General features: G+C 59.7%; 20 protein-coding genes, 1 tRNA gene and 1 riboswitch. Of the genes, 12 read left to right on the top strand and 9 right to left on the bottom strand.

Annotated features, from left to right (window positions below):
- Positions 1 to 13 precede the first annotated feature (13 nt).
- The 3 genes from ACWNRM_RS01505 (at position 14) to ACWNRM_RS01495 (ending at position 3,601) form a co-directional block, all read left to right on the top strand.
- Positions 14 to 2,566, top strand: a complete 2,553-nt coding sequence (locus ACWNRM_RS01505) for an AsmA family protein (RefSeq protein WP_485169167.1) — start codon at positions 14 to 16, stop codon at positions 2,564 to 2,566.
- Positions 2,563 to 3,294 (top strand): ATP12 family protein, encoded by a 732-nt coding sequence (locus tag ACWNRM_RS01500; protein ID WP_485169166.1) that lies wholly within the window; start codon positions 2,563 to 2,565, stop codon positions 3,292 to 3,294. Before ACWNRM_RS01505 ends, ACWNRM_RS01500 begins: the two co-directional genes overlap by 4 nt.
- Before the next feature lie 133 nt (positions 3,295 to 3,427).
- Complete coding sequence (locus ACWNRM_RS01495; RefSeq protein ID WP_023977686.1) at positions 3,428 to 3,601, top strand: hypothetical protein; 174 nt, start codon at positions 3,428 to 3,430, stop codon at positions 3,599 to 3,601.
- Between the two features lie 148 nt (positions 3,602 to 3,749).
- On the opposite strand, the gene ACWNRM_RS01490 is transcribed toward ACWNRM_RS01495, so the two are convergent.
- Both ACWNRM_RS01490 and ACWNRM_RS01485 read right to left on the bottom strand, forming a co-directional pair.
- Complete coding sequence (locus ACWNRM_RS01490; RefSeq protein ID WP_485169165.1) at positions 3,750 to 4,913, bottom strand: bifunctional 2-C-methyl-D-erythritol 4-phosphate cytidylyltransferase/2-C-methyl-D-erythritol 2,4-cyclodiphosphate synthase; 1,164 nt, start codon at positions 4,911 to 4,913, stop codon at positions 3,750 to 3,752.
- Between the two features lie 105 nt (positions 4,914 to 5,018).
- Positions 5,019 to 6,422: a sugar porter family MFS transporter gene (locus ACWNRM_RS01485; protein WP_485169164.1), complete on the bottom strand. Its 1,404-nt coding sequence runs from the start codon at positions 6,420 to 6,422 to the stop codon at positions 5,019 to 5,021.
- 479 nt (positions 6,423 to 6,901) lie between these two features.
- Between ACWNRM_RS01485 and ACWNRM_RS01480 the strand changes: the two genes are divergently transcribed.
- Both ACWNRM_RS01480 and ACWNRM_RS01475 read left to right on the top strand, forming a co-directional pair.
- Positions 6,902 to 7,492: a hypothetical protein gene (locus ACWNRM_RS01480; protein WP_485169163.1), complete on the top strand. Its 591-nt coding sequence runs from the start codon at positions 6,902 to 6,904 to the stop codon at positions 7,490 to 7,492.
- A gap of 212 nt (positions 7,493 to 7,704) precedes the next feature.
- Entirely contained in the window at positions 7,705 to 10,629 is a 2,925-nt protein-coding gene (locus ACWNRM_RS01475; protein WP_485169162.1) for a diguanylate cyclase, read from the top strand.
- Here ACWNRM_RS01475 and apaG read toward each other — a convergent pair.
- Positions 10,589 to 11,062, bottom strand: a complete 474-nt coding sequence (gene apaG, locus ACWNRM_RS01470) for a Co2+/Mg2+ efflux protein ApaG (RefSeq protein WP_485169161.1) — start codon at positions 11,060 to 11,062, stop codon at positions 10,589 to 10,591. The genes ACWNRM_RS01475 and apaG overlap by 41 nt on opposite strands.
- Positions 11,063 to 11,098: 36 nt before the next feature.
- Positions 11,099 to 12,286 carry an O-succinylhomoserine sulfhydrylase gene (gene metZ, locus ACWNRM_RS01465; protein ID WP_485169160.1) on the bottom strand — a complete coding sequence of 396 codons (1,188 nt, stop codon included), beginning with the start codon at positions 12,284 to 12,286 and terminating at the stop codon, positions 11,099 to 11,101.
- A gap of 67 nt (positions 12,287 to 12,353) precedes the next feature.
- Positions 12,354 to 12,433, bottom strand: a riboswitch (SAM riboswitch).
- A gap of 104 nt (positions 12,434 to 12,537) precedes the next feature.
- Here metZ and ACWNRM_RS01460 point away from each other — a divergent pair.
- A tRNA-Gly gene (locus ACWNRM_RS01460) sits at positions 12,538 to 12,611 on the top strand.
- Between the two features lie 27 nt (positions 12,612 to 12,638).
- Here ACWNRM_RS01460 and ACWNRM_RS01455 read toward each other — a convergent pair.
- The 5 genes from ACWNRM_RS01455 to ACWNRM_RS01435 form a co-directional block, all read right to left on the bottom strand.
- The gene (locus tag ACWNRM_RS01455; protein ID WP_485172134.1) at positions 12,639 to 13,217 is read right to left on the bottom strand and encodes a hypothetical protein; all 579 of its coding nucleotides are present in this window, start codon (positions 13,215 to 13,217) and stop codon (positions 12,639 to 12,641) included.
- Between the two features lie 44 nt (positions 13,218 to 13,261).
- On the bottom strand, positions 13,262 to 14,020 hold the full coding sequence (locus ACWNRM_RS01450; RefSeq protein ID WP_485169158.1) for a 2OG-Fe dioxygenase family protein: 759 nt from the start codon (positions 14,018 to 14,020) through the stop codon (positions 13,262 to 13,264).
- Between the two features lie 26 nt (positions 14,021 to 14,046).
- The gene (locus ACWNRM_RS01445) at positions 14,047 to 15,282 is read right to left on the bottom strand and encodes an NAD(P)/FAD-dependent oxidoreductase (protein WP_485169157.1); all 1,236 of its coding nucleotides are present in this window, start codon (positions 15,280 to 15,282) and stop codon (positions 14,047 to 14,049) included.
- Positions 15,283 to 15,639: 357 nt separating this feature from the next.
- Positions 15,640 to 16,875, bottom strand: a complete 1,236-nt coding sequence (argJ, locus tag ACWNRM_RS01440; protein WP_485169156.1) for a bifunctional glutamate N-acetyltransferase/amino-acid acetyltransferase ArgJ — start codon at positions 16,873 to 16,875, stop codon at positions 15,640 to 15,642.
- Between the two features lie 139 nt (positions 16,876 to 17,014).
- Positions 17,015 to 17,926, bottom strand: a complete 912-nt coding sequence (locus ACWNRM_RS01435) for a peptidylprolyl isomerase (RefSeq protein WP_485169155.1) — start codon at positions 17,924 to 17,926, stop codon at positions 17,015 to 17,017.
- Positions 17,927 to 18,288: 362 nt separating this feature from the next.
- Between ACWNRM_RS01435 and secA the strand changes: the two genes are divergently transcribed.
- The 6 genes from secA to ybgC all read left to right on the top strand — a co-directional run bounded on the left by secA (position 18,289) and on the right by ybgC (position 24,521).
- Positions 18,289 to 21,036 (top strand): preprotein translocase subunit SecA, encoded by a 2,748-nt coding sequence (secA, locus tag ACWNRM_RS01430; protein WP_485169154.1) that lies wholly within the window; start codon positions 18,289 to 18,291, stop codon positions 21,034 to 21,036.
- Positions 21,037 to 21,072: 36 nt separating this feature from the next.
- Positions 21,073 to 21,822 (top strand): YebC/PmpR family DNA-binding transcriptional regulator, encoded by a 750-nt coding sequence (locus ACWNRM_RS01425; protein WP_485169153.1) that lies wholly within the window; start codon positions 21,073 to 21,075, stop codon positions 21,820 to 21,822.
- On the top strand, positions 21,819 to 22,325 hold the full coding sequence (gene ruvC / locus ACWNRM_RS01420) for a crossover junction endodeoxyribonuclease RuvC (RefSeq protein WP_122039817.1): 507 nt from the start codon (positions 21,819 to 21,821) through the stop codon (positions 22,323 to 22,325). Before ACWNRM_RS01425 ends, ruvC begins: the two co-directional genes overlap by 4 nt.
- A gap of 76 nt (positions 22,326 to 22,401) precedes the next feature.
- Positions 22,402 to 23,007, top strand: coding sequence for a Holliday junction branch migration protein RuvA (ruvA, locus tag ACWNRM_RS01415; protein WP_485169152.1), 606 nt, complete (start codon positions 22,402 to 22,404; stop codon positions 23,005 to 23,007).
- Positions 23,008 to 23,062: 55 nt separating this feature from the next.
- On the top strand, positions 23,063 to 24,121 hold the full coding sequence (gene ruvB, locus ACWNRM_RS01410) for a Holliday junction branch migration DNA helicase RuvB (RefSeq protein ID WP_485169151.1): 1,059 nt from the start codon (positions 23,063 to 23,065) through the stop codon (positions 24,119 to 24,121).
- Complete coding sequence (gene ybgC, locus ACWNRM_RS01405) at positions 24,108 to 24,521, top strand: tol-pal system-associated acyl-CoA thioesterase (RefSeq protein WP_023978582.1); 414 nt, start codon at positions 24,108 to 24,110, stop codon at positions 24,519 to 24,521. The genes ruvB and ybgC overlap by 14 nt, the downstream gene beginning before the upstream one ends.
- The last annotated feature ends 65 nt before the right edge of the window (positions 24,522 to 24,586 follow it).

Raw genomic sequence — 24,586 nt, 5'->3', positions numbered from 1 at the left:
AGGAACTCGTCAAATGAAACGTCTTACTGCGGCGCTCATCGTCATTCTGGTGCTGGCGGCAGGCCTGGCCGTGACGGCCCATGTCCTGATCGATCGTTCATCGCTGAAGGAGGATGTGATTGCCGCGGTCAAGCGCCAGACCGGCCGTGATCTCGCAATGGCGCGTTTCTCGGTGGGTGTGCTGCCCTGGCCGTCCTTTAGCGCCTATCAGGTGACGCTGTCTGACGAAGGGGGCGATGGCGTGACGCCGATGCTGCGCGCACGCGACATCCGCGCGTCGATCGCGCTCATTCCGTTGCTTTGGCGCGAAATCCGTCTTGAAAACCTGACGGTGATGCGCGGTGCGGTAATCCTGCATCGCGATGAGGCCGGGCAGGCGAACTGGGTCTTCCATCCAATGACGGGTAAGACCGGTTCCTCATCGGGGCATGTGTCTCACCCGCAGGTCCGATGGAAACTGCAGATCGGCTCTGCAAAGCTCGACAACATGGCGATCTCCCTCAACGATAGACAGGGTCATTACAGCGGTGCCATGACTGTAGAGCGTGCGGAATTCGACGGTCTTTCTTCCTCGGCTCCCTATCTCGATGTTCATGGGCGTCGCGGGGATGTCCCGTTTCGCGTCAATGGCCATATCGGCCCGCTCTCGCTGTTTCAGGGGGGTAACCCTCCCTGGGCGGTCAGTCTGGGCGCGACACTGGGAAGGGACGGCAAACAGCAGGACTGGCTGAATTTTGATGGTCAGATCAATGACATGCGTCATCTCCACGGTTTTTCAGGCGTATTGCGCGGTGAACTGGCCTCACTCAAGGATGTCGAATCCCTTTTTCCGAATGCCAATCTGCCCGATGTCAAAGGGTTGGGGGGTGAGATCGGGGTATTCGATGCAGATCCCCAAGCCGAAGACAGCGGGCTCGATTTCTCGCGGCTGGGTGTGAATCATGTGCATCTGCATGCCGATTCCATCCCGTCATGGCACGGGCTGACATCCAGCGCGGTTCATGCCGACGCCGACACGCTCTCCTCGGCCCTGACGGTGAGTGCCGTCGCCAATGGCGCGCTGATCAATGAACTGGCACCGGGCGTCGCCCTGCAGGGACGTTTTGGAACCCTGGCTCAGGCTGGTACGGCCTGGCAGTCCGGACTTGCAACGCCGCTCCCGGTGGCGATGGAGCTGCGGGATGTGTCCAAGATCGGGACTGGTTCGGGGCTTACGGCCCATCTCTCCGGCCAGATCGGCGCGGATGACTCTACGCTTGTTCTGGAAGGGCAGGCACGCACGCTCAGTGTCATGCAGGCGGCACTGCACGATGTGACGTTCAAGGGGGGGGTGCAGCGCGACACGTCCGGATCGATCCAGATCGAGGGGCTGAGCCTGACAAGCCATGAGGCGACGGGCGTGATGAATGCCTCGGTGAAGGCCCCCCTGCCATCTGCCATAGACGGAAGGCTCCAGTTTTCAGCTCTTGATCTCGATGCCCTCAAGGGGCTCTGGCTGGGGCGACGCGATGACAGGGCCGGTGAGGCAGCGCAAGTCACTGTGCCCGCCGGTCCGGGCGCATCGGGGGCTTCGTCTCCCGCGTCCTCAGCGACCTCACCTGTGCAGATGCCAGTTGCGGGTCAGATCGGGGCAGTCGGCCACGGCATTGCAGCCCCTCAGACGGTGGCTACGGCACCTTCCGACACTGTGGGCAATACCGACAACATGACTGGCTTGCAGCACTTCATTGATCAGGGGCAGGCATCGATTGATGTTTCTGCGGCAAAACTGCGCTTCAATGGTGATGATTACAGCGATGTCTCCGGGCATATCGCGTTGAACAACGCAAAGCTGGCCATCGAATCAATCAAGGGGGCGGGCAATGGCATGACGCTTGCCGGGCGTGCCGTTTACGATCGGAATGTGTCGCCTGCCTCTGTCAGTGTTGTTTTCTCCCCAGTGCTCTTCCCGGCCACGCTGGCGCAGACCCTGCTCTCAATCCCTGACCTGTTTCATGGGCCGTTGATGCTGGTGGGTGAGCTCGATGCACGGGGTGAAACACGCGCAGCGATGCGCGACTCCCTGCAGGGGCATCTGGGCCTTTCCATGGTGGGTGGCACGATCGATACCAGCAGGCTTGGAGTCTATCTGGGCGATGCGGCGCGTTCGCTGCTCTCGCATCGTGAACTGCCGGTGCGCTGCCTTGGGCTTCACGCCCGGTTCGAGCGAGGGCAGGCCCAACTCGATACGATCGGTATGGAGGCTGGTGCGCTCACCCTGTCTGGCCACGGTGTTTACGATCTCGCTGACGAGACGCTAGATCTGCACCTGGTGCCGCGGATCGGTTTCGGCGGTACGGGGGCTTCTACCCCGGTGCTGGTCACGGGAACGCTCGATGCACCCAAGGCAAGCCAGGAGGCGACCGAAGGGGGGCGTTTCCAGCTGACAATCGGCGGCAGCCAGCCCGATACCTGTCCTGATATTCTCTCCGCTGCGCGTGAGAACATGTCAGGTGAAGCCGCCCCTGAGCGCAAGAAGCATTCGCAGGCCGCTGAATTGCTGCATGGTTTGGGGATATTGCATTGAGCCAGACGATCAAGCGTTTCTGGAAAGCCGTTGAAGTTGCAGCGTATGGACCCAATGGGCATTACGCTGTCATGCTTGACGGGCGCCCTTTCAGACTGCCCGGCGGGAATACGCTGACCACATCGTCTGCCCGGCTTGCTGACGCTATTGCCGCCGAGTGGCGGGGCATTCCCGACGGGGAGGCATTTCGGACATCCGATCTGCCTATGACGCAGATGGCGGGTACGGAAATCGAGCGTATCCGGCCTGACCGCGCGCAGATCATTGGAGGCCTCAGCGCCTATGGTGAAAATGATCTGCTTTGTTACCGGGCCATCGGGTCTCTTGGTCGCGAGCAGGACGTTCTGTTTGACCCGGTTCTTGCCCTGTTTGGCAGTAGGCATGGTGTTGTGCCTCAGGTCACGCGCAGTCTTCTGCCGCTCTCCATCGCTCCTGAGCTTCAGAAGGCTTATGGGGCCGCCCTTGAGCGTATGGATGACGCAGCCCTGACTTGTGCCGCAATCTGCGCACCTGCAACGGGAAGCCTGATTCTGGCGATTGGTCTGGTCGAGGGATGGGTGGACGCTGCTTCGGCACGGCTGATGGCAAGTGTCGAGGAGCGGCACCAGATGGCGCAATGGGGCGAGGATGATGCGCTAATGCAGGAGATTGATCGCAACGCGGCAGATGTGGAAATTGCGTTACGGTATCTGGAGCTTTCTTACGGAGTTGAGACGAATCAGGCATGATTTTGCCATGATCGGCCTTTAACCCTTGCCTTCAGTGGTCATCACACTCGGTGACCATTGGTTACTCGACCCGCTCTTCGCGATTTATTAGAGGGTTTTCAGGTAATCAGAAGAATTTGTGCAAGGATCAGGTATGTCTTCTCGTATTCAGGCCGTACTGGATGAGAACGCCGCTGCTGCAAATCTCATCCGTCGTATTCCGTTCAAGGTGCGCTCTGCCCATTTCGTGGCACGTTGCGTCCAGAATGTCTGGCTGCTCCTTGCGGCAACCCCGGTCATTGTTGTGATCTGCGCCATCAAAGGCTGAGTTTCGCTCATCCGGCCTTCGCCGGAAGGAGAGAACGTCCGGCATGATCCGCCCCAAGGGCGCAGCTTTTGCCGCCCTTGGGGCGTATCAATGAAAAAAGCCCGGCGCAATGGCCGGGCTTTTCGCGTCTATACGCTTTGTATTTTGCTCAGGGGACGAGCACCGTGGCGACAGCCGTGGCTGCAATACCCTCTTCACGGCCCGTGAAACCAAGTCGCTCGGAGGTGGTCGCCTTCACCGAGATGCGGTCCACATCGACTTGAAGCAACGAGGCAAGGCGCTCGCGCATGGCCTGAGCGTGAGGGCCGATCTTGGGACGCTCGCAGATGAGCGTTACATCGGCATTGATCAGCATGCCGCCGCGCTGACGGATACGTTCGCCCGCGTGGATCAGGAAACGCGCGGAATCCATATCCTTCCACTCATTATCCGTGGGTGGAAAATGGCGGCCGATATCTCCCTCGGCGAGCGCACCATAAATGGCATCGCACAGGGTATGAATACCGACATCAGCGTCGGAATGGCCCGCCAGCCCGCGATCATGGGGGATGGTGATACCGCAGAGGATCAGCGGACGGCCGGCCTCGAAGGCATGAACGTCATAGCCCAGCCCCGTGCGCGGGAGTGGGGTCGAGCCGAGCAGTCTTTCGAGACGCACGAGATCCTCCGGTAGGGTCAGTTTGATATTATCTTCAGCGCCCTGAACGAGGGCGACCGGATGCCCCGCGGCTTCGAGCAGGGCGGCGTCATCGGTGACAGGCCCCTGATGCGTACGGTGCAGGTCGAGCAGAAGTGGGAAATGGAAGCCTTGCGGGGTCTGGGCACGCCACAGGGAGTCGCGGCAAACGGTTGTGTCGACCAGGCCGTCGCGACCGCGCTTGAGCGTATCCGCCACAGCGACCGCTGGTATGGCACCCGGATGCTTTTCCAGCGCCTGGAGCACGTTCTTTACGACATCGGCTGGCACATAGGGGCGTGCACCATCATGGACCAGGACAAGATCGGGCGGCTCAGGCAGGCGGGAGAGGGCCTCAAGCCCGGCGCGCACACTGTCCTGACGCTCACGTCCCCCTGCGACAGGCGGCAGTGCCTCGATCCCGTCGAGGGCTTGCAGCAGCAACGGGTCATCACCAACCGGCTGGATGAGGGTCACATGGTCGCGCAGCGCTTCGGCCGCGTGGCGAATGACGGTTTTGCCACCAAGCAGCATGTACTGCTTTGGCGTGGCAGAAAGGCCGGTGGCCGGCGCAGCGCTGGCATCAGCGAAGCGGCGACCGGAACCGGCAGCGAGGAGGATGGCAGCAATACGCATGATGTTCAGGGAATGGGGATTTGTCCCTGCCGCGTCAAGCCAAGAAAAAAGGGCCCCGCAGTGACTGCGGAGCCCATGACCTGTGCGTCACACGTCAAGTGTGTCTCAGCGACCGATATCGCGCAGGCGGATACCCTTGTTGAGCTTGTGCTCAAGAGACTCGAGTGACACGCCCCGCGTCTCCGGCACGAAAGCGAGAGTGACGAGGATAAACACCGCATTAAGCGCAGCATACAGCCAGAAGGTGTGCGAGGCACCCAGTGTGCCAAGCAGCGTCAGGAACGTGGCGCCTACGACCATGTTCGCAATCCAGTTGGTGAAGGTCGAGCAGGCAATGCCGAAATCACGCCCCTGGAGCGGCTGCACTTCGGCGCAAAGCACCCAGATGAGCGGACCAGCCGAGAAGGCAAAGCCCGTGATGAAGAGAAGCAGCACGGCTACCGAGAGATAATGCATCATCGTGCTCGAATCCTGGCCGAAGGAAAGCAGGATCGCGAGCGCACCCATGCCGATAGCCATGATGACGAAGCCGGCAACGAGCATCGGGCGACGACCCCAGCGATCGACGAATCCGATGGCGATGAAGGTGGCCAGCATGTTGACCAGACCGACGATGGCCGTGCCCCACATCTGTCCGTCCTGACCAAACCCGGCCACTTCAAAGATACGCGGTGCGTAATACATGACGATGTTGATGCCGGTGAGCTGCTGCACGATCTGCAGACCGATGCCGAGCATGACGGAACGACGGAAATTCGGATTTTCCAGGAACATCGAGAAGCCGCGCTGCTTCTGTTGCAGACCTGCCTGGATATCGTGGATTTCGCTCTCGGCATCAGCACGCGAGGCGCGCAGCGAGGCCAGGGTTTCGAGCGCCTCGGCATGGCGACCGCGCAGCATCAGCCAACGCGGGCTGTCGGGGAGGAAAAGCGAGCCCACAAGGAACACGGCACCCGGAACGGCGACGATACCGAGCATCCAGCGCCAGGAACCGGAATAGGCGAACATGGCATCGGAGATGAAGGCGAGGAGAATCCCGATGGTGATCATGAGCTGGTACACCGAGATCAGACTGCCACGATGCTGCTCGTCAGCCACTTCTGAAATGTAGAGTGGCGCAACGAAGCTGGCGATGCCGATGGCAAGGCCAAGGATCGCACGGGCCACGATGAGCAGGGTGACGGAGTGGGCGACGACGCAGCAGATGGCGCCAATCACAAACAGAGCTGCACTGAAGACCAGCGCCTTCTTGCGGCCGAGGCTGTAGGAGAGGCGGCCCGCAACGAGCGCTCCCAGGGCGGCGCCGAACATCATGGAGGAAACGATCCACTCCTGCGCGGTATCACTGGCCTGAAATTCCTTGGCAATAAAGCCGAGCGCACCCGAGATGACGCCGATATCGAGACCGAACATCAATCCGGCGACAGCCGCAAGAATGGCGGCAAGCATCATTTTTCCAACCAGAGGAACTTTAGTTTCTACCGGTGCAGAAGATGTAACGTTACTCATATGAAAAGACCTTAGTCGAGAAAGCCTGGAGGCCGGACCTGCAGAGGAATCGTCGCGTTCACGCGGTAAATCCCAAAGTCCATGTGATCTTTAAGAGTTTATCACGTTAATTCAAACCAAATTCGTTGTGATGCCCAATCATGAGCCGTGCGATCGCCGAGGCCGGCTAAGCCGTATCGACGTACGGAGGACGAGATGGCCGGACAAATAGCGTTCAAATCGTAAGGGGCGGCGAGGAAGTAACCGATATTTACGCGAATTTAACCGGAGTGAGAAAACAATGCGTCGTAAGGAGTCGGGATTGCATGGCGGAATATCAATTAAATATAAAATTTCGATAATAAGTAGTAAATACAATATATGAAGTCATGGAATTGCTCAGCCCGTAAACCATACCATAAATACGCAAGACCAAATAGAAAATCGAGACCATCATCCGCTCAAGCAATAAAGCTTTCGTATGTAAGTGGATGGGTCTCATGTCTCTCTTCATCGCTGCGTCAAGATCTCTTTCGGTACTTACCTTTGCGGGTTCCTTACTTGGGTTGGGTGTTGCGGCCTCTGCGTCATTGCCTCAGGAAGCGCATAAGGGGATTTCAGCCCTGCCCAGCGTGGCCTATGCGGGTCCCCGCCCGCCGCCGGGTCAGACATGGGATCCATGCATCCAGCCGGGCGCCTGTATTGCAGAGAACCGACAGGATATCGCCTATGCGGGTCCCCGCCCGCCGCCGGGTCAGACATGGGATCCGTGCATCCAGCCGGGCGCCTGTATTGCAGAGAACCGGCAGGACGTAGCCTATGCGGGACCTCGTCCGCCGCCGGGGCAGACATGGGATCCGTGCATCCAGCCGGGCGCCTGTATTGCAGAGAACCGACAGGATATCGCCTATGCGGGACCTCGTCCGCCGCCGGGTCAGACGTGGGATCCGTGCATCCAGCCGGGCGCCTGTATTGCAGAGAACCGGCAGGACGTAGCCTATGCGGGACCTCGTCCGCCGCCGGGTCAGACATGGGATCCGTGCATCCAGCCGGGTGCCTGTGTTGTGGGGAATCGTGAACCTGTCGTCTGACAGGTATCTCTTCTAGATGCTGGCTCGAGGCATGGTGATCGGGATATCCCGAAAGCCTGCCTCCAGGGTGATGCATGATATCGCGAGTTTTTAACGACGTGATGTGTTGGTTATACTAGACTAATGGTTCACAGCGCATCGACGCGTTTGAGGAACAAGACCTGACATCCGTTTCATGCACCTACTCGACCAAGGAAGGTTCGACACGTTTCGTGTTGTCCTTCCTTTGCCATGTCCGCTGGGCCGCATGCCGTATCGTTCTGATCATGCTGCTTCTGCCTGCCGTGTGGCTGACGTCCGCGTTTGCGGGGGAAGCCGATCTGGCCATGCAAAACTTCACGCAGCGTGATGGCGTAGACAACTCGTATCTCTACGGTATGTCGCAAGACGGGCAGGGCTACCTGTATCTTCTTACTCAGCGTTCCCTCTATTTCTTTTCAGGGCAGCGCTTCTATCAGCTTAACGTTCAGGATGGTCCCGATCAGTCCAGCCATGCTGATGGTATCCGCTTTCTCCCTGATGGCCGGATCATCGTTATGCAGCGCGGCGCTCTCGTCGTCTCGCTGCAGGCAACCAGTGCGCGTCTTTCGCCGCTCCACCTGGAGTTCAGGCGCCTGAAACTTGGCAGGCTGAAGCATGTCGATAACATCCTGATTGATCAAGGACGCCTGGTCGTCGCAAGCGACCGTGGCATTTATCTCTGCGACCTTCCTGAAGACGATCTGCTTTCCTGTTCGACGCAGCCCGTTGCGGCGAAGGCGAGAACCCTGATCTATCAGATTGGAGCAAGGGTTTTTCTGCGCGAGCCCGGAGGTACGGTTCTTCGTGATCTCAGCGGGTTGCGTACACTCAGGCTCCCGTGGGAGGCGGAGATCTCCAGCCCGTCTCTTACGCAGCATGACTCCAGATTCTATGCGCTTACCTCCACGACGCTCTTTCTGCCACAGGATGACGGGCAGGTTGAAAAACTCCCCATTGATTGGCCAATCGATCCACACGACGTCGTCCGGCATCCGACTTTTGTCGTCAGATCGCTGGATGCGACCATGTTTTTCGACGGCACACGGTTGCATTCCTTCAACGGACAATACTGGACAGTTCCAAGCCATGATCTGGGCCGGGAGCAGGACATCCATTTTGCCTATGTTGATCGTGATCAGCAGCTCTGGACTGTCCAGGACTGGGTTGAGCTCACCAAGCTGATCGGATGGGGAATATGGGAAAATCTTGAGCCGGAGAGTATCCGCTCGGTCTGGTCTGTCCTGCCGGCTTCCGGCAAGCAGCTTCTCCTGACGGACCAGGGTCTTTACGCGTTTCAGCACAATGAAATTGGTGAGCGCCTGAGGGGCGGCAACTTTTTCTTCGGGGTTTCAGACGGAAAATCAGGATACTGGCTGCCGGTCGATGACCGTGATCTGGTTCATTGTGGGTTCGAATCAGGGCATTTCCTTTGCAACTGGAAATATCCAATACGACAGGTCCTCGGCCTTGCTCATTCGGTGCGGGACGATACGCTCTGGATCGCTTCCGGTGAGGGGTTGTTTGAGCTGCCCCATGGGGCAACTGCACCGCACAGCGCCTTAAATGCGGCAGGCCAGCCCCTCGTCAAAACCGCAAGCGCCCTGGCACTTCGCGATGATGGAACGCCCTGGGCCATCGTTGGAAACGCGCTTTACAGACGCACCAGCGCAGGAAGCTGGTACCCCGTGCTAACACACTGGGCCAACGGGCGTGATTTCGAACCGATGACCATGACTTTCTCGTCGCATGATGACTTGTGGATTGGTGGTGTGCGGGCGCGTGTAGGTCTCCTGCATGTCCATCTCGACGGGAACAGGATCAAAAAAACGACTCAGGTCGGTGCAGAATGCACCGGATCGCAGATTATCTTCAGCCTGCTCTGGGACCGGCATCGACGGTTGTGGGTGGGGACTGAAAACGGGCTGGCAGCTTATGACGGGCACCAATGGATAAGGTTGACCCGTGATGATGGACTGATCTCTGCCAACATCAATCAACAGGGTCTCACAGAAGACCCGGACGGCTCAATCTGGATAACCACGACGCGCGGTGTATCGCATCTGTTGCACCCCGAGCACTTCTTCGAGCCGGTTGATCTCAGGCCAGTCTTTATCGAAGCCAGACTGGGCGATCGAGTATTGCCTGAGCACGCAGTCCCCTTCACACGTGATCCACTGACGGTCACGCTGGGCTCGCTGAATACTGCGCTCGCATCCACCACGCATTTCAGATATCGCCTGGAGGGCATCGATCAGGACTGGATCACCTCAACGACAGGTGAAATTCGCTATAATTTTGTGCCGCCGGGCCATACCCGGTTGCTTGTTCAGGCCATCAACGACAATCGGAACATCGTTTCGCGTCCTATCGTGCTCCTGATCAGAATGCAGCGTCCCTGGTGGATGGCGTGGCCCCTGATCGTCTCTTATATCCTTGCCGTGGTCGTTCTGCCCTATGTCCTCAACCGCGTTCGCTTCCGCTACTTTTTGCAACGGCAGAAGCGTCTGGAAGCCCTCGTGAACGAACGTACCGTTGAGATGCGTGCCGCGCAGGCTGCTCTGGAACAGCAGGCACGGCAGGATGGACTCACGCGCCTGATGAATCGTCGTACAGCTGAAGCCAGTGTGCTGAGGTTGATCGAGCGGCTTGGACACCCCGATTATGAGGGTAAGCATCGCACGGTGACATTGGCGCTATTCGATGTCGATTATTTCAAATCGATCAACGATACATTCGGTCATACGATCGGAGATGAAATCCTGGCCGAAATCGGCACGCGCCTTCTTCAGGAAAAGCAGTCGGAGGAGATCATCGGCCGTTATGGCGGTGAGGAGTTCCTCATCGTTATCCAAGGAGATCTGCCTACATCACGTCGGCGTGTCGAGACGTTGCTAGCGGCGTTGAGTGGAAGGCCTTTTGAGACCAAGGTCGGTGCATTGGTGATCGGATGCAGCGCTGGTCTTGCGCGGAGTATTCCAGAAATCGAAACGCCTCGCGAAATCTGGATGGAAGCGCTCGAAAGGGCCGATCAGGCGCTCTATCGCGCCAAGCTTGAGGGGAGGGGGCGTCTCGTTGTCAGTGAACAAGACCTAAACGATGAGGACTATCAAGACTGAAGGCTGGAATGGCCACATCAAAGCGCTCGCCTGAAGCAGGAACAATCATGTGATACATGCCGCGCATGAAGCCACAAGGCGTGGGTAGGGCCACGCCCGAAGTATATTCAAAGACTTCCTGGGCAATCAGAACAGGTTGCTCTCCAACGACGCCATCACCGTGAATATGATCGGTTTTCCCGCGTCCATCCGTGATTTCCCAGAACCGGGTCAGCAGCTGGATTGTTTCGTTACCGCCATTCTCGATCCGGATATGATAGGCCCAGGCAAAATGATGGTCTTCCGGCTGGGATTGGTCCTCGAGCCAGAAAGTGCGCACAGAGACAGTCACCCCCTGGGTTGTGGCCTCGTAACGAGGTGCGGCTTCCATGGCTTCGGCAAGGCTGGCTTCAGGATCGGCCACGAGGCGGGGAGGGGCAGGCTTTTGTGACATGCCCGCCTTGTAGGCCGATGAAGCGCTGAAAAGCAATCAGGCTTTGAGCGCTGCAAGCCCTCGCTGAAGATCCGCAATCAGGTCGCTGGCATCTTCAAGCCCTACTGAAAGACGGATGGCGCCATCGGTGATTCCGAGTTTGGCGCGCTCGGCCGCATCGACCTTGGAGTGCGTTGTCGTAGCAGGATGCGTAGCGAGAGATCTTGCGTCGCCCAGGTTGTTGGAAATCGCAATCAGCCTGAACGCATTGAGGAAGCGGAACGCTGCCTCACGGCCACCTTCGACCTCGAAAGCAACCAGTGAGCCGCCATTGAGCATCTGCTTTTCCACCAGGGCACGCTGGGGGTGAGAGGCGAGGCCAGGATAGGCAACACGAGCAATGCCCGGCTGGTTTTCAAGGAATTTCGCCACTTCGCTGGCATTGTGAGCCATGGCGTTGACGCGCAGCGGGAGAGTTTCGAGCCCCTTGAGCAGCACCCATGCATTGAACGGTGAGAGGGCGTTGCCTGTATTACGGGTGAAGGGCTGGAGAACGTCCTCAATCCACTGCTTGCGGCCCAGAACAGCGCCGCCAAGAACGCGGCCCTGCCCATCAATATGCTTTGTGCAGGAGTACAGAACCACGTCGGCCCCAAGGGCCAGAGGTTTCTGTCCGACCGGGGAGGCAAACACGTTGTCGACCATCAGCAGGGCGCCGGCCTTGTGTGCGAGATCGGCAATACGTTCGATGTCCAGTACGTCGAGCATCGGGTTCGAGGGGCTTTCGATCAGCACGGCGCCGGTTGGCTGTGAAAGCGCTGCCTCCCACCCGGCCCAGTCATCACCATCGACAAGCACAGTCTCAATGCCGTAGCGCGGCAGCAGATTGGTCACGATCCAGTAGCATGAGCCGAACAGGGCGCGGGACGCGACTACACGGTCGCCCTGTTTCAGATGGGACAGCAGGGCAGATGAGACTGCCCCCATGCCACTGGCTGTCACGATGCAGGCCTCGGCTCCTTCCAGCAGGGCGAGGCGTGACTGGAGGGCATCGGTCGTGGGATTACCGAAGCGGGAATACTGGTAATGGGTGATGTCGCCGGTGAATGTGGCGGCCGCCTGCTCGGCGCTGTCATAGACAAAGCCCGAGGTGAGGAAGATGGCTTCGCTGGTTTCGCCATGTTCGGTACGGCTGACATCCTGATGCAACAGACGTGTCGAGGGGCCGAAATTATTTTGAGTCATGGGAGGGAGACGCTCCAAAATGCACCGTGATCCGTAGGGTGCGATTCTGGCCGTGGAAAACCTGGAACTAAACTGGTTCCGGGCCTCTTTAGCGCTGTTGTTTAGCCTCGCCGCAATCCGGCCGTTCAAATCGCGAGGGTTCTGCCGCTTTCGGCATCACGGTTGCGACTATGCGCAAAGGCTGTGTCCGTCGTCAACTGGCAGCGGGATGATTGCATCACGCAAGCGAGTGGGATAGAAGGGGCGCCGTTGCGGGTGTAGTTCAATGGTAGAACGGCAGCTTCCCAAGCTGCATACGAGGGTTCGATTCCCTTCACCCGCTCCAATTCCCCCGAAAAACTGGGTGCAGAGACTAGCCGCGAAGAAGCTTTTTCTTCGGGGTCTCGTCACCCTTGTTCTTGCCGTCCTTGTCTGCCCTCTGTGGCGCCGGAGCTGCTGCGGGTGCGCCGTCCTGATAGGTTGTTCCATTCCAGGTCCAGCGATCATTCTTGTCGATCAGCAGGTCATGCATACCGTTATGACGGCTCGACAGGACAGATATGGCTCCGCTTACCGAGTCGAGCACAAGCTTCCAGCCACCCTTATGGCGCAAATAGACCGATGTGGAGCAGCCTGCCGAGCCGCAAAGGCGGGCGGATTGTAGTTGCACAAAGAGCGCCATATCCCCCCGGTCTGTGGAAAGCGGTGCCGAGGCAACCAGAACGACAGGCTGATCATTATGTTTGGCGGCATCGGCCAGATCGCCCGCGCTCAGTTGGCGGGCCTCCTGATCGAGATTGGTACCGGGCAGCGCCGTGAGAATGACTGGATGCGGCCCACTGCCTGATGGCGTCGATTTCTGATGCGTCCGGGCCAGGGCAGGAGCTGCCATAAGACCCGTGATGGCAATACCCGCCAGTACCACACGAAAACGCATCGGATTGTCTTTCATTTTGCCCTCACGAATCGCAGGGGCCGTTTTTTCACGCCGGTTTATTACGCATGTCTGAGCGTGACGACCAGTACGTCACGATAGGCCGGGCGGGCGGGGTCGATCGGCTCGACGGGGGTGACCCCGTGGTACACACGATGATCATCGACGAGGGCAGTGTCGAGCGGTGACTCGAGCGTGAACGAGCCGACTTCCTGACGCTGATCGTCGTGGATCGTCGTGACGCCGGAAGCGACATTTTCGCGACTGACCATCAGGACGAAAACCCAGTCCACACCATCACGATGCATGCCTTCGGGAGTCGGGCGCCCCTGACTGCCGGCCTGGGCTTCAATACGAAACTGATGCACCTCCGCATGCCAGCTATCGGGTTGGGTCGAGGCCGGCGTCATGCGCAACGCCAGAAGATGCGCAGCATTGAGAATGGAGAGCATGACCGGATGTGAGGCAATGGCATCCTCAACCGGACCGAACCAGCGTTCGATCCCGCCATTGAGCAGGTTGTAATCGCGGCTCTGATAGTGAGGTTGATGGCGCTTGCGGTCGATACGCCCGCCCGCCAGCGCGTAGGTGGCATAACGCCGTTTGCGATAGCGCCCGCCATCCGCCATGTACCGGTCAAGCCCCAGCCGGTTCCAGCTCTCGGCAAAGCGGTCCCAGTCCTCAAAACCAAAGGCTTTGAGAAAGGAGCGCATATCGGGCCCACGCTCGAAGGCAAAGCCACGCGCTTGCAGCGTGGCAACCATATCATCAAGGCGTTGCGCCTCGGTGGGGGGGAGAGACTGTGACCGTTGCTGGGGCATGAATCGAGACTACCGTTGATCGGGTGTTATTGGTCCAGACGTGGGCGGGTCGGGTTCAGATGAGCCTTGAGGAAGGCAGCCGTCCCGCGGGCCAGACCCATGACGCCAATCTGATGCTGACGGAAGATCAGATCATGAAGCCATCTCGGGGCGAGGCCACGCAGGAAGCCGCCACCGAAACTCGTCGAGGCACCAACCATGCCCCACCCGTTATAGTCTCCCAAAGACACGACCGCACCACGGTCGCGGTAAACAAATGTCGAGGGCTCGCGGCCCTGAGCGATGACCGGTATGGCGCGGCCAAGATAGATGCCCTGCTGGCGCGCAACCTGTGCTGTGGCGGGAAGCGGGGCGTCGTTGATACGCGCGCAGTCGCCCAGGGCAAAAATCGACGTATCGCTCGTGGACTGCATGTGATGATTGACGACAAGCTGGCCGCCACGGGCGATTTCCAGCCCCTCGAACAGTTCGGTGGCAGCACTGGCGCGCACACCGGCAGCCCATACACGCAACGAGGCCGGGATGACGCGCCCGTCCTTGAGGTGAAACCCTTCCTCATCGACCGACGTCACCATGGCCTCGGTCAGAACCGACACGCCCAGAGCCTCAAGCTGCTTGCGGGCATCGTTTGACACGCGCTCGGGGAATGCGGGGAGAATACGCTTGCCTGTCTCGATCAGGGAGAGGCGCAGTACGTTGCGTCTTGCATCCTTGCCATAACCTGGGGCGAGATCGATGGCGCTGCACAACTCGGCAGCAAGCTGCGTGCCTGTTGCACCGCCACCGACAATACCGACCTCAAGCTTGCGATTGCTGGCGGCTGCATCACGGAAAGCCGCCCGGAATTTTTCATGAAACGAGCTTGCATCGGGCAGTGAATCGATGAACGTACAGTTGGCCATGACGCCCGTAATGCCGAAATCATTCGAGCGCGAGCCAAGCGAGACCACCAGCATGTCGTAGGGTACGATCTCGTCATTCGCGAGGCGTATCTCGTGCTTCTCACGGTCAACGCTGCTCAGCGAACTCTGGATAAAGCGGAAGCCGAAACGGCGGCTGGCCTCCATAAAGGTCGTACAATCCCGCGTTTCCTCACCCGTCCCCGCTGCGAATTCGTGTAGCATGGGTTTCCAGTAATGGACGGCGCCCTTGTCGATCAGCGTGGTTTCGATGTTGCGATGGCGGCCGCGACCGAGGGTCATCGCTGTTTCCATCCCGGCAACACCGCCGCCGATGATAACCACGCGAAATCCATTAGCCATGAAGTTTCCTCCGCAGTGTCGTCCGGGCAGGAATTACGACACTGATATGATTGCTCTTGTTGTGAGCGCGTCTCGCTCTCAACCCACAATGTGGGAGCAATCAACGCGATCGTCCAGACGCGAGATGCGTCGCAGCGATCAAAAAAGGACGACTACGGTACTAAATCAGAAAATGATGAGGCGCAATGCCGCACGCAGGCACAGAGAAAGGACGCAGACGCTGTTGAGAAGAGGCCCGTCCGCTGGATTCGGGGAAGGGTGCGCTTCTGCGCTCGGGCTCCAGTGGTCCCTCAGGACAGGACCGCTGGAGCGAAGGCCGCCATGCCGGGCCCGTTTGGCAGGCCCAGCGGTAATGGTTCAGCTTCGGTAGGAGCCGTTGATGTCGATATACCCGTGAGTCAGATCGCAGCTCCAGATCTGTGCATGGCCATTGGCGAGCCCGAGATCGAGCTGGATATCGATATCCTGACCTTTCATATGGGCCACCACGGGGGTTTCATCATAGCCTTCGACAACCGTTCCCTGTCGGGCAATCCAGACATTGCCGATGGCGACCGAGAGCGTATCGCGATTGGCTGGCTCGCCGCTCTTGCCAACGGCCATGACGACGCGGCCCCAGTTGGCGTCCTCACCGGCAATAGCCGTCTTGACCAGCGGGGAGTTGCCAACGGCGAGGGCGATCTTCTTGGCCGATTCGTCTGAAACGGCACCGCTTACACGCACCGTGAACATCTTCGTTGCCCCTTCACCGTCACGAACGACCATCAGGGCCAGTTCGAGCAGCAGGGAATCGAGGGCTTCACGGAAAGCCGCCAGTGCAGGATCGGTCAGGGACGTGATCTCGTCATGACCGGCCTGCGCGGTAGCGAAAACGAGCACCATGTCTGACGTCGACGTGTCGGAATCGACCGTAATGGCATTGAAGCTGCGTTCTGTGCCTTCGCGCAGGAGCGATTGCAGCACATCATGGGAAATTGCGGCATCGGTCACCACAAAGCCCAGCATGGTGGCCATGTCGGGTGCGATCATGCCGCTGCCTTTGGCAATGCCCTGCAGGGTGACGGTCTTGCCCCCGATCTCGACCTGCCTTGTGGCAGCCTTGGGGAAGGTGTCGGTGGTCATGATGGCGCGGGCGGCGTCTTCCCAGCCTTCGGGCGAAAGCGCCTCATAGAGCTGAGGCATCGCATCACTGATGCGCTCGGCGTCGAGTGGCTCGCCAATGACGCCGGTCGAGGCAAGAAACACTTCCGTTGCCGGGCAGTGCACAACACGCGCGGCGGCGGCAGCCGAGATTTGCGTGGCGATGACGCCTGCGCGGCCGGTGAAGACGTTGGCATTGCCCGAGTTCACCACCAGCGCACGGGCCTTGCCCTGCGCCAGAGCTGCACGGCTCCAGTCAATGGGAGCGCCAGGGCATTTGCTGCGCGTGAACACACCCGCCGCCGTTGTGCCAGGCACGAACTCCATCATCATGAGGTCAGTGCGATCCTTGTAGCGGATCTGTGCGGCAACAGCGCCCAGCCTGACGCCAGCCACCGGCAGAAGGCGCGGCAGGGGTTGGGCGAGGGGGGAGCGGGGGAGGGCTTTTGCCATGATCTGTCTCCGAGCTTGAAACGTCGGAAGGAGGATGCACGGCTTGGGGCTCAGGTCCAGCCCCCCGCCCCGCAATGGGGCGAAAAGACCGGAATTCTGAGTGAAAAGTGAGCGTTAGATGCTCACCTCCATGTGGCGATTACTTCTTCGCCGGGGCTGCAACCGGGGCATCGCTGATGGGCTTGCCCTGGGCGTCGTAGCGCACGATCTTGACCTTCTTCTGCGCATCCTCGACGATCTTGCGCACGTTGTCACGGATCAGCTGCTGACGGATTTCGTCATGCACCTGGTCCAGCGGCGGCACAGGAGCTTCGCGCGAGGCCAGAACCTGAATGACGTGCCAGCCATACTGGGTCTTGACCGGGGTCTGGCTGATCGTGCCGGGCTTCATGGCGAAAGCGGCCTTCGAGAATTCCGGCAGCATGTCGTCTTTCTTGAACCAGCCAAGATCACCGCCGCTTGCGCCCGATCCCTTGTCGGTCGAGAGCTTCTTAGCGAGATCCTCGAACTTCGCGCCCTTGTCGAGCTGCTTGATCACGTCCTTGGCGGTTGCTTCGTCGGCCACAAGAATGTGGCGGGCATGGATTTCCTGCTCCCCCTTCTTGGAGGCGTAATTTGCCTGATAGGCCTGCTTGATGGCGTCTTCCGTCACCAGCGGCGCAACCTTTTCCTGCAGATAGGCATTCTGCAGCGCGTTATCGGCGGCATCCTGCATCTGGGCCTTCACGTCCGGCTTCTTGTCGAGGCCTTCCTTGAGTGCGTCGATCTGGATAGCCTTCTGGCTGACAAGCTGGTTCAACAGAATGTTGACCAGCGTGTTCGGCGGCAGCTGGCGGGCCTGCGGGGGCAGGTTGGCAGCAGCGTGCTTGACGTCATCCAGATAGATCTTCTGTCCGTTGACAGAAGCGATCAGCGGATTGGCATCAGCCGGGGCAGCGGCCGGAGCCGCATTCGCCGGGGCTGCAGGGGCGGGGGCTGCGAAAGCCGGAGCCGCCAGAGTCGTGCCGGAGATGAGAGCGGCGCAGAAAAGGGCCGGGCGGGTAAGCCGCATGGAGAAATAACCTCGAAAAACTCGTGGAACTTCGTCCAGCATGGCGCAGGCTTGGGCGCTCGGCAAGGCCGACTGCTGTGCGATATCCGGTTTTGATGGCGCGCTGCGGGAAGAAAAGGTGCATTGCAGAGCTTTAAGCGAGGCTGAACGCCCTGCTGCTCGGTTGACCGGGGCAAGGGCGCGCCTTATCTCATTTCCCGCGTGGACAATCCCGATCCGGCTTCGGCGGATGTTTCGCGTGACCGCCTTGACCGATCTCCGCCTCTTGGTAGGGCAGGTTCATCGGTGCAGGCGGGTCGGGATGATCCGCACTCCAGTTCGCGGTCCGGCTTCTAGCGGACCAGTTCGCCAGAAGGACAGTCATGTTCGCTCGTATTGCCCGCGCCATGTTCGGCACCGCCAATGATCGCTCACTGAAGGGCTATCAGAAGCGCCTGCCTGAAATCAACGCGCTTGAGCCTGCCATTCAGGCTCTCGACGATGATGCACTGCGCGCAAAGACCGAGGAATTCAAAGGCCGTATCGCCGGGGGTGAGAGCCTCGACAAGATCATGCCCGAGGCCTTCGCCGTGTGCCGTGAGGCATCGCGCCGTGTGCTCGGCATGCGTCATTTCGACGTTCAGCTCGTGGGCGGTATGGTGCTGCATTCCGGCCGTATCGCCGAGATGCGCACAGGCGAAGGCAAGACGCTGGTGGCGACGCTTGCGGTCTATCTTAGTGCGCTGGCCGGCAAGGGCGTGCACGTCGTGACGGTGAACGACTACCTGGCCAAGCGCGATGCCGAGGAGATGAGCAAGCTCTACAGCTTCCTCGGCCTGACCACGGGCGTGATCATTCCCAATCTGTCGGACGATGAGCGCCGCGCTGCCTATGGGTCGGACATCACCTACGGCACGAACAACGAATTCGGCTTCGATTATCTGCGCGACAACATGAAATATACGCTGGAAGAAATGGTCCAGCGTCCTTTCTATCATGCGATCGTCGATGAGGTGGATTCCATCCTGATCGATGAGGCGCGTACACCGCTCATCATCTCCGGTCCTGCCGATGACAGCTCGGAGCTCTATCGCGGGGTGGATGATGTGGTGGTTCATCTCGTCAAGCATCCCGAGGCTTTTGAAAGGGATGAGAAGCTGCGTACGGTCATCCTGACCGAACAGGGCTCCGACATGGTCGAGGAAATGCTGCGTGAGGCCGGCGTCCTGCATGAGGGCGGCCTTTATGACGTGCACAACATCGCCGTCATGCACCATGTCCAGCAATCCCTTCGTGCCCACACGCTTTTTGCCCGCGATGTCGAATATATCGTGCGTGGCGGAAAGGTCGTCATCATCGACGAGTTCACGGGCCGCATGATGGATGGTCGTCGCTATTCCGACGGGTTGCATCAGGCGCTTGAGGCCAAGGAACATGTCGAGATCCAGCCTGAGAACCAGACGCTGGCCTCAATCACCTTCCAGAATTATTTCCGTCTCTATCCCAAGCTTTCGGGCATGACCGGCACGGCCATGACCGAGGCTGACGAGTTTGCCGAGATCTACAAGCTCGATGTGGTCGAGATTCCCACCAATCTCCCCGTCGCGCGCAAGGATACGGATGACGAGGTCTACATCACGGCCCGCGAGAAGTTCGAGGCTGTAGCGAACCTGATCCAGGAGGTTGCGAAATCAGGGCAGCCGGTGCTGGTGGGAACGACCTCCATCGAAAAGAGCGAGCATCTCTCCAACCTGCTCAGCTCCAAGAAAATCCCTCATTCCGTGCTGAACGCCCGCTTCCATGAAATGGAATCGCAGATCGTCGCGCAGGCCGGTGCGCCGGGTGCCATCACCATTGCCACCAACATGGCGGGACGTGGTACGGACATCAAACTTGGCGGCAATCTGGATATGCTGATCCGCCAGAGCCTCGAGAAAATTGAGGATGAGGCAGCGCATGAAGCCGAGATCCTGCGTCTGCGTGAGGAAATCGCGGTCAATCATGGCAAGGTCAAGGAGCTTGGCGGCCTGTATGTGATCGGTACCGAGCGCCATGAGAGTCGGCGTATCGACAACCAGCTGCGTGGCCGTTCCGGCCGTCAGGGTGATCCGGGGGCATCACGCTTCTTCCTGTCGCTTGAAGACGACCTGATGCGCATCTATGGCGGCGAGCGCATGGGTGCGTTCTGGACCAAGCTGGGCATGAAGGAAGGCGAGGCCATTGTTCATCCCTGGCTTAACAAGGCGCTTGAACGTGCCCAGAAGAAGGTCGAGGCGCGCAATTTCGACATGCGCAAGAACGTCCTGAAATACGACGACGTCATGAATGACCAGCGCAAGGAAGTTTATGCCCAGCGCCGTGAGTATATGGCGATGGACGACGTGTCGGGTATCCTGCAGGAGCTGCGCGAGCAGAGCATCGAAGAGATGGTCCATGCCCGTGTGCCCGAAAAGGCTTTTGCCGAGCAGTGGGAGAGCGAGGCGCTCGAAGCCGATCTGCTGTCGCTGCTCAATCTGACCCTGCCGATTCGCGAATGGGCGAAGGAAGACGGTATGGATGCCGATCTGATCATCCAGCGCGTGGAAGAGGCTGCCACGCAGGCACAGGCTGCGCGCGCTGCCAATATCGGCCCGGAGATCATGCGTCATATCGAAAAGCAGGTGCTGCTCACCTCGTTCGACGGGGTATGGAAAGAGCATCTCCACGCACTCGACCAGCTGCGTCAGGGCATCGGCCTGCGCGCCTATGGTCAGCGTGACCCGCTCAACGAATACAAGCACGAAGCATTCCAGCTCTTCACCGCCATGCTCGACGACATGCGTATTCGTTCCACCTCGACCATGTCGCGCATCGAGGTGGTTCAGCAGGCCGATCCGTTCCCCGGTTTTGATGGTCATACCGGTTTCGAGGGGCAGCAGATCTTTGCGTCCTCCGATGAGGGGGCGTCATCTGACGGGCTTGAGCCGCGACAGGTGGGCTTGCAGCCAGGCGGGATGTTTCAGACCCCGTCAGGCATGGGCATGAATGTGCCGGAGGCCGAGGGTGGTTATGCGCAGGAAACCCCGCGCAACGCACCCTGCCCATGCGGGTCGGGCAAGAAATTCAAGCATTGTCATGGCCGTCTGGCCTGAAGAAGAACGAACAGTCATACGGTTTAGGAGGCTCTGATGGCCGGTCATTCGCAATTCAAGAACATCATGCATCGCAAAGGTGCGCAGGACGCCAAGCGTGCCAAGCAGTTTGCGAAGATCCTGCGTGAAATCACGGTTGCTGCGCGCTCGGGCCTGCCTGATCCGTCATCCAACCCGCGCCTGCGCGCCGCCATGATTGCGGCCCGTGAAGCCAACATGCCCAAGGACAATGTCGAGCGCGCCATCAAGAAGGCCAGTGGTGCCGGTGGCGGTGAGGATTACGTGGAAGTCCGCTACGAGGGCTATGGCCCGGCGGGTGTTGCCGTGATCGTCGAGGGGCTGACGGATAACCGCAACCGTACCGCGAGCGAAGTGCGTGCTGCGTTCTCCAAGCATGGCGGGTCGATGGGCGAGAGCAACTCGGTATCCTTCATGTTCCAGCGTCTGGGGGTCGTTACCTACCCGGTCGCGGCGGCTTCCGAGGAAGACATGCTGGATGCGGCCATTGAGGCGGGTGCCGACAATGCCGAGCTCACGGCCGATGGCCACGAGATCACCTGCGCCATGGAAAACCTCTTTGCAGTGCGTGATGCGCTCGAAGCACGGTTTGGCGAGCCGAGCTCGGCAAAGCTCGACTGGCGCCCGGAGAACACCGTGACACTGGATGAGGAAAAGGCACGTTCGGTGCTCAAGCTCATCGACGTTCTGGACGACAATGACGATATCCAGGCCGTCTATGCGAATTTCGACATTCCCGACGACGTTGCCCAGGCACTCGCTGCTTGATCCGTCTGCTCGGTATCGATCCCGGCCTGCGTTTCATGGGCTGGGGTCTGATTGATGTCGAAGGCAACCGGTTGCAGCATGTCGCCTCCGGCGTCATCGCCACTGACGGCGCCGAGTCCGTACCGCTGCGCCTGTGCGAGCTTCATGGTGCCCTTCAGAAGCTGATACGCGATTATCAGCCTGCCGAGGCGGCGGTTGAGGAAACATATGTCAACCGCAACGGGGCTTCGACGCTCAAGCTTGGTTATGCGCGTGGTGTCGCCTTGCTGACACCGGCCTATGAAGGGCTCCCCGTGGCGGAATACGGCGCCATGATGGTCAAGAAATCCGTTGTCGGCACCGGGGCGGCCACGAAGGAGCAGGTGACCATGATGGTCAAGCGCCTGCTGCCGGGTGCGGTCATTCACAAGGCGGATGCCTCCGATGCGCTGGCGGTGGCGATCTGCCACGCCCATCATCGGGAGACGGCGCGGCAGGTCATGTCTGGCAGACGGATGGCCTGATCAGGTTTCTGGCCTGACGGATAACAAGACAACAGGGTTCGGGGCAGGATGCCATGACGCGTGAAGTGAGGTGGGCATGATCGGGCTACTGACAGGTATCGTGGTAAGCACGGATACGGATCGCTGTATTCTCGACGTCAATGGCGTGGGCTATCTTGTCTCGGCGTCGAGCCGGACCCTGGCGAATCTGCCTGCGGCCCCTGAAAAGACACGACTGCTCATTGAGACCGTGGTGCGCGAGGACGCAATCCAGCTTTTCGGCTTCCTGACCGCGGATGAGCAGGAATGGTTCCGTCTGCTGACCACGGTTCAGGGGGTCGGGGCGAAGGTGGCGCTGGCCATTCTTTCTGTGGCGACACCGGGTGATCTGGTCCTGTCCATCAGCGCTGGCGACAAGGCGGCGCTGACCCGGGCGGCAGGCGTTGGCACCCGTCTGGCCGAGCGCATCGTGACGGAACTCAAGAGCAAGGTGGGCAAGATGCCAGCGGGTGGCGCGATTGCTGTCGGGCGTAGCGTCACGGGCAATGCAGGCTCTGTCGAAAGCGACGCGTTGCAGGCACTGGCCGGTCTCGGTTTTCGCCGCGCCGAGGCTTGGCCGGTGCTCAGCCGCATTCTGGTCGATCATGAAGGGGCAACGCTGGACAAGGTCATCCGTCTGGCGCTCAAGGATCTGGCGCGATGACGCAAGGCATGGCCCGGTCAAATGAGACCAGCAGCAGGGGAATGGGGGCAAGAGCATGAGTGACACGGATAGAGGCCCGCTGACCCCCGAGCGTCGTATGGAAGATACCGATCACGGTTTGCGTCCCCAGACGCTCGATGACTTCACCGGACAGCGCGCCAGCCGCGAAAACCTGTCCGTCTTCATCCAGGCGGCCCGCAGCCGGGGCGAGGCGCTGGACCATGTCCTGCTGCATGGGCCACCGGGCCTCGGCAAGACGACGCTGGCGCAGATTGTGGCGCGCGAGCTTGGCGTGGGGTTTCGTGCCACATCGGGGCCGGTGATCCAGCGCGCGGGTGATCTCGCAGCCATTCTGACCAATCTGCAGCCCAATGACGTGCTGTTCATTGACGAGATTCATCGTCTGCAACCCGCCATCGAGGAAGTGCTCTATCCGGCGATGGAGGATTTCCAGCTCGATCTGATTATCGGCGAGGGGCCGGCCGCCCGCTCTGTGCGTATCGATCTGGCGCCTTTTACCCTTGTCGCGGCCACGACGAGGGCTGGCCTGCTTGCGACACCTCTGCGCGATCGTTTCGGTATCCCGCTGAGGCTCGTGTTTTATACGCCCGAGGAACTGCGGCTGATCGTGTCCCGTGGAGCCGCCAAGCTGGGCATGAACCTGACCGAGGAAGGGGCAGAGGAAATCGCGAAGCGCTCGCGTGGTACGCCGCGTATTGCGGGCAGGCTTCTTCGCCGCGTGCGTGATTTCGCCGCTGTGGGGGCGCCACATGACCGGGCGATCACGCGCGTGATGGCTGATGCCGCGCTCACGAGACTCGAGGTCGATTCGGTCGGGCTGGATGCCATGGACAGGCGCTATCTCAAGCGCATTGCGGAGCATCATCACGGTGGCCCTGTCGGAGTCGAGACCCTGGCTGCGGCGCTGGCTGAGGCGCGTGACACGCTGGAAGATGTGATCGAGCCCTATCTGATTCAGGAAGGGCTTGTGTTGCGCACCTCGCGGGGGCGCATGCTTGGAGAGCGTGGCTGGACCCATCTCGGCCTCACGGCGCCGGCCTCGGCCAGCGCGGCACAGTTCGATCTGTTGAGGGAGAGCGATGAAGGTTCATAAGATCGGCTATCGTGTCTATTACGAAGACACGGATGCGGGCGGGATTGTTTACCATGCCCGCTATCTGGCCTTTGCCGAGCGGGCACGCACCGAGGCCCTGCGTATGTCAGGCACACCCGTTTCGATGTTGCAGGAAGAAACGGGTCTCGTCTTTGTCGTAACGAAGCTTACGGTCGAGTATCTGCGCCCGTTACGTCTGGATGACTGGGCAGAGATCACAACCACGATTGAATCTGTTGGCTCTGCACGTTGCCAGTTGCGTCAGATCGTGTCGTGTGGCGACATGCATGCCGCCACGCTGACAGTCGAGCTGGCATGCATCATGCAGAATTCCGGGCGACCTGCCCGAATTCCGCCGCGATGGCGTGCATCCTTGGAGGCATTGTCGAGCCAGACCTGAGGACAGGCGGCATGTGATGATGCGTGACGATTCGGGATAGGCGCGTATGAGGCATGCACTGTATA

The organism is Asaia sp. A2 (genome assembly GCF_057319415.1).
The sequence above is the reverse complement of the archived record's forward strand: the minus strand, read 5'-3'. Positions and strand labels throughout refer to the sequence as shown.

Coding starts and splice junctions, on each gene's coding strand:
- argJ (WP_485169156.1), bottom strand. CDS start 16,875: ATGGCAAAAGCCCTCCCCCGCTCCCCCCTCGCCCAACCCCTGCCGCGC.
- ybgC (WP_023978582.1), top strand. CDS start 24,108: ATGAAGGTTCATAAGATCGGCTATCGTGTCTATTACGAAGACACGGAT.
- ruvA (WP_485169152.1), top strand. CDS start 22,402: ATGATCGGGCTACTGACAGGTATCGTGGTAAGCACGGATACGGATCGC.
- ACWNRM_RS01495 (WP_023977686.1), top strand. CDS start 3,428: ATGTCTTCTCGTATTCAGGCCGTACTGGATGAGAACGCCGCTGCTGCA.
- ACWNRM_RS01425 (WP_485169153.1), top strand. CDS start 21,073: ATGGCCGGTCATTCGCAATTCAAGAACATCATGCATCGCAAAGGTGCG.
- apaG (WP_485169161.1), bottom strand. CDS start 11,062: ATGTCACAAAAGCCTGCCCCTCCCCGCCTCGTGGCCGATCCTGAAGCC.
- ACWNRM_RS01450 (WP_485169158.1), bottom strand. CDS start 14,020: ATGCCCCAGCAACGGTCACAGTCTCTCCCCCCCACCGAGGCGCAACGC.
- ACWNRM_RS01480 (WP_485169163.1), top strand. CDS start 6,902: ATGTCTCTCTTCATCGCTGCGTCAAGATCTCTTTCGGTACTTACCTTT.
- ACWNRM_RS01445 (WP_485169157.1), bottom strand. CDS start 15,282: ATGGCTAATGGATTTCGCGTGGTTATCATCGGCGGCGGTGTTGCCGGG.
- ACWNRM_RS01490 (WP_485169165.1), bottom strand. CDS start 4,913: ATGCGTATTGCTGCCATCCTCCTCGCTGCCGGTTCCGGTCGCCGCTTC.
- ACWNRM_RS01455 (WP_485172134.1), bottom strand. CDS start 13,217: ATGAAAGACAATCCGATGCGTTTTCGTGTGGTACTGGCGGGTATTGCC.
- ruvB (WP_485169151.1), top strand. CDS start 23,063: ATGAGTGACACGGATAGAGGCCCGCTGACCCCCGAGCGTCGTATGGAA.
- secA (WP_485169154.1), top strand. CDS start 18,289: ATGTTCGCTCGTATTGCCCGCGCCATGTTCGGCACCGCCAATGATCGC.
- ACWNRM_RS01485 (WP_485169164.1), bottom strand. CDS start 6,422: ATGAGTAACGTTACATCTTCTGCACCGGTAGAAACTAAAGTTCCTCTG.
- ACWNRM_RS01505 (WP_485169167.1), top strand. CDS start 14: ATGAAACGTCTTACTGCGGCGCTCATCGTCATTCTGGTGCTGGCGGCA.
- metZ (WP_485169160.1), bottom strand. CDS start 12,286: ATGACTCAAAATAATTTCGGCCCCTCGACACGTCTGTTGCATCAGGAT.
- ACWNRM_RS01435 (WP_485169155.1), bottom strand. CDS start 17,926: ATGCGGCTTACCCGCCCGGCCCTTTTCTGCGCCGCTCTCATCTCCGGC.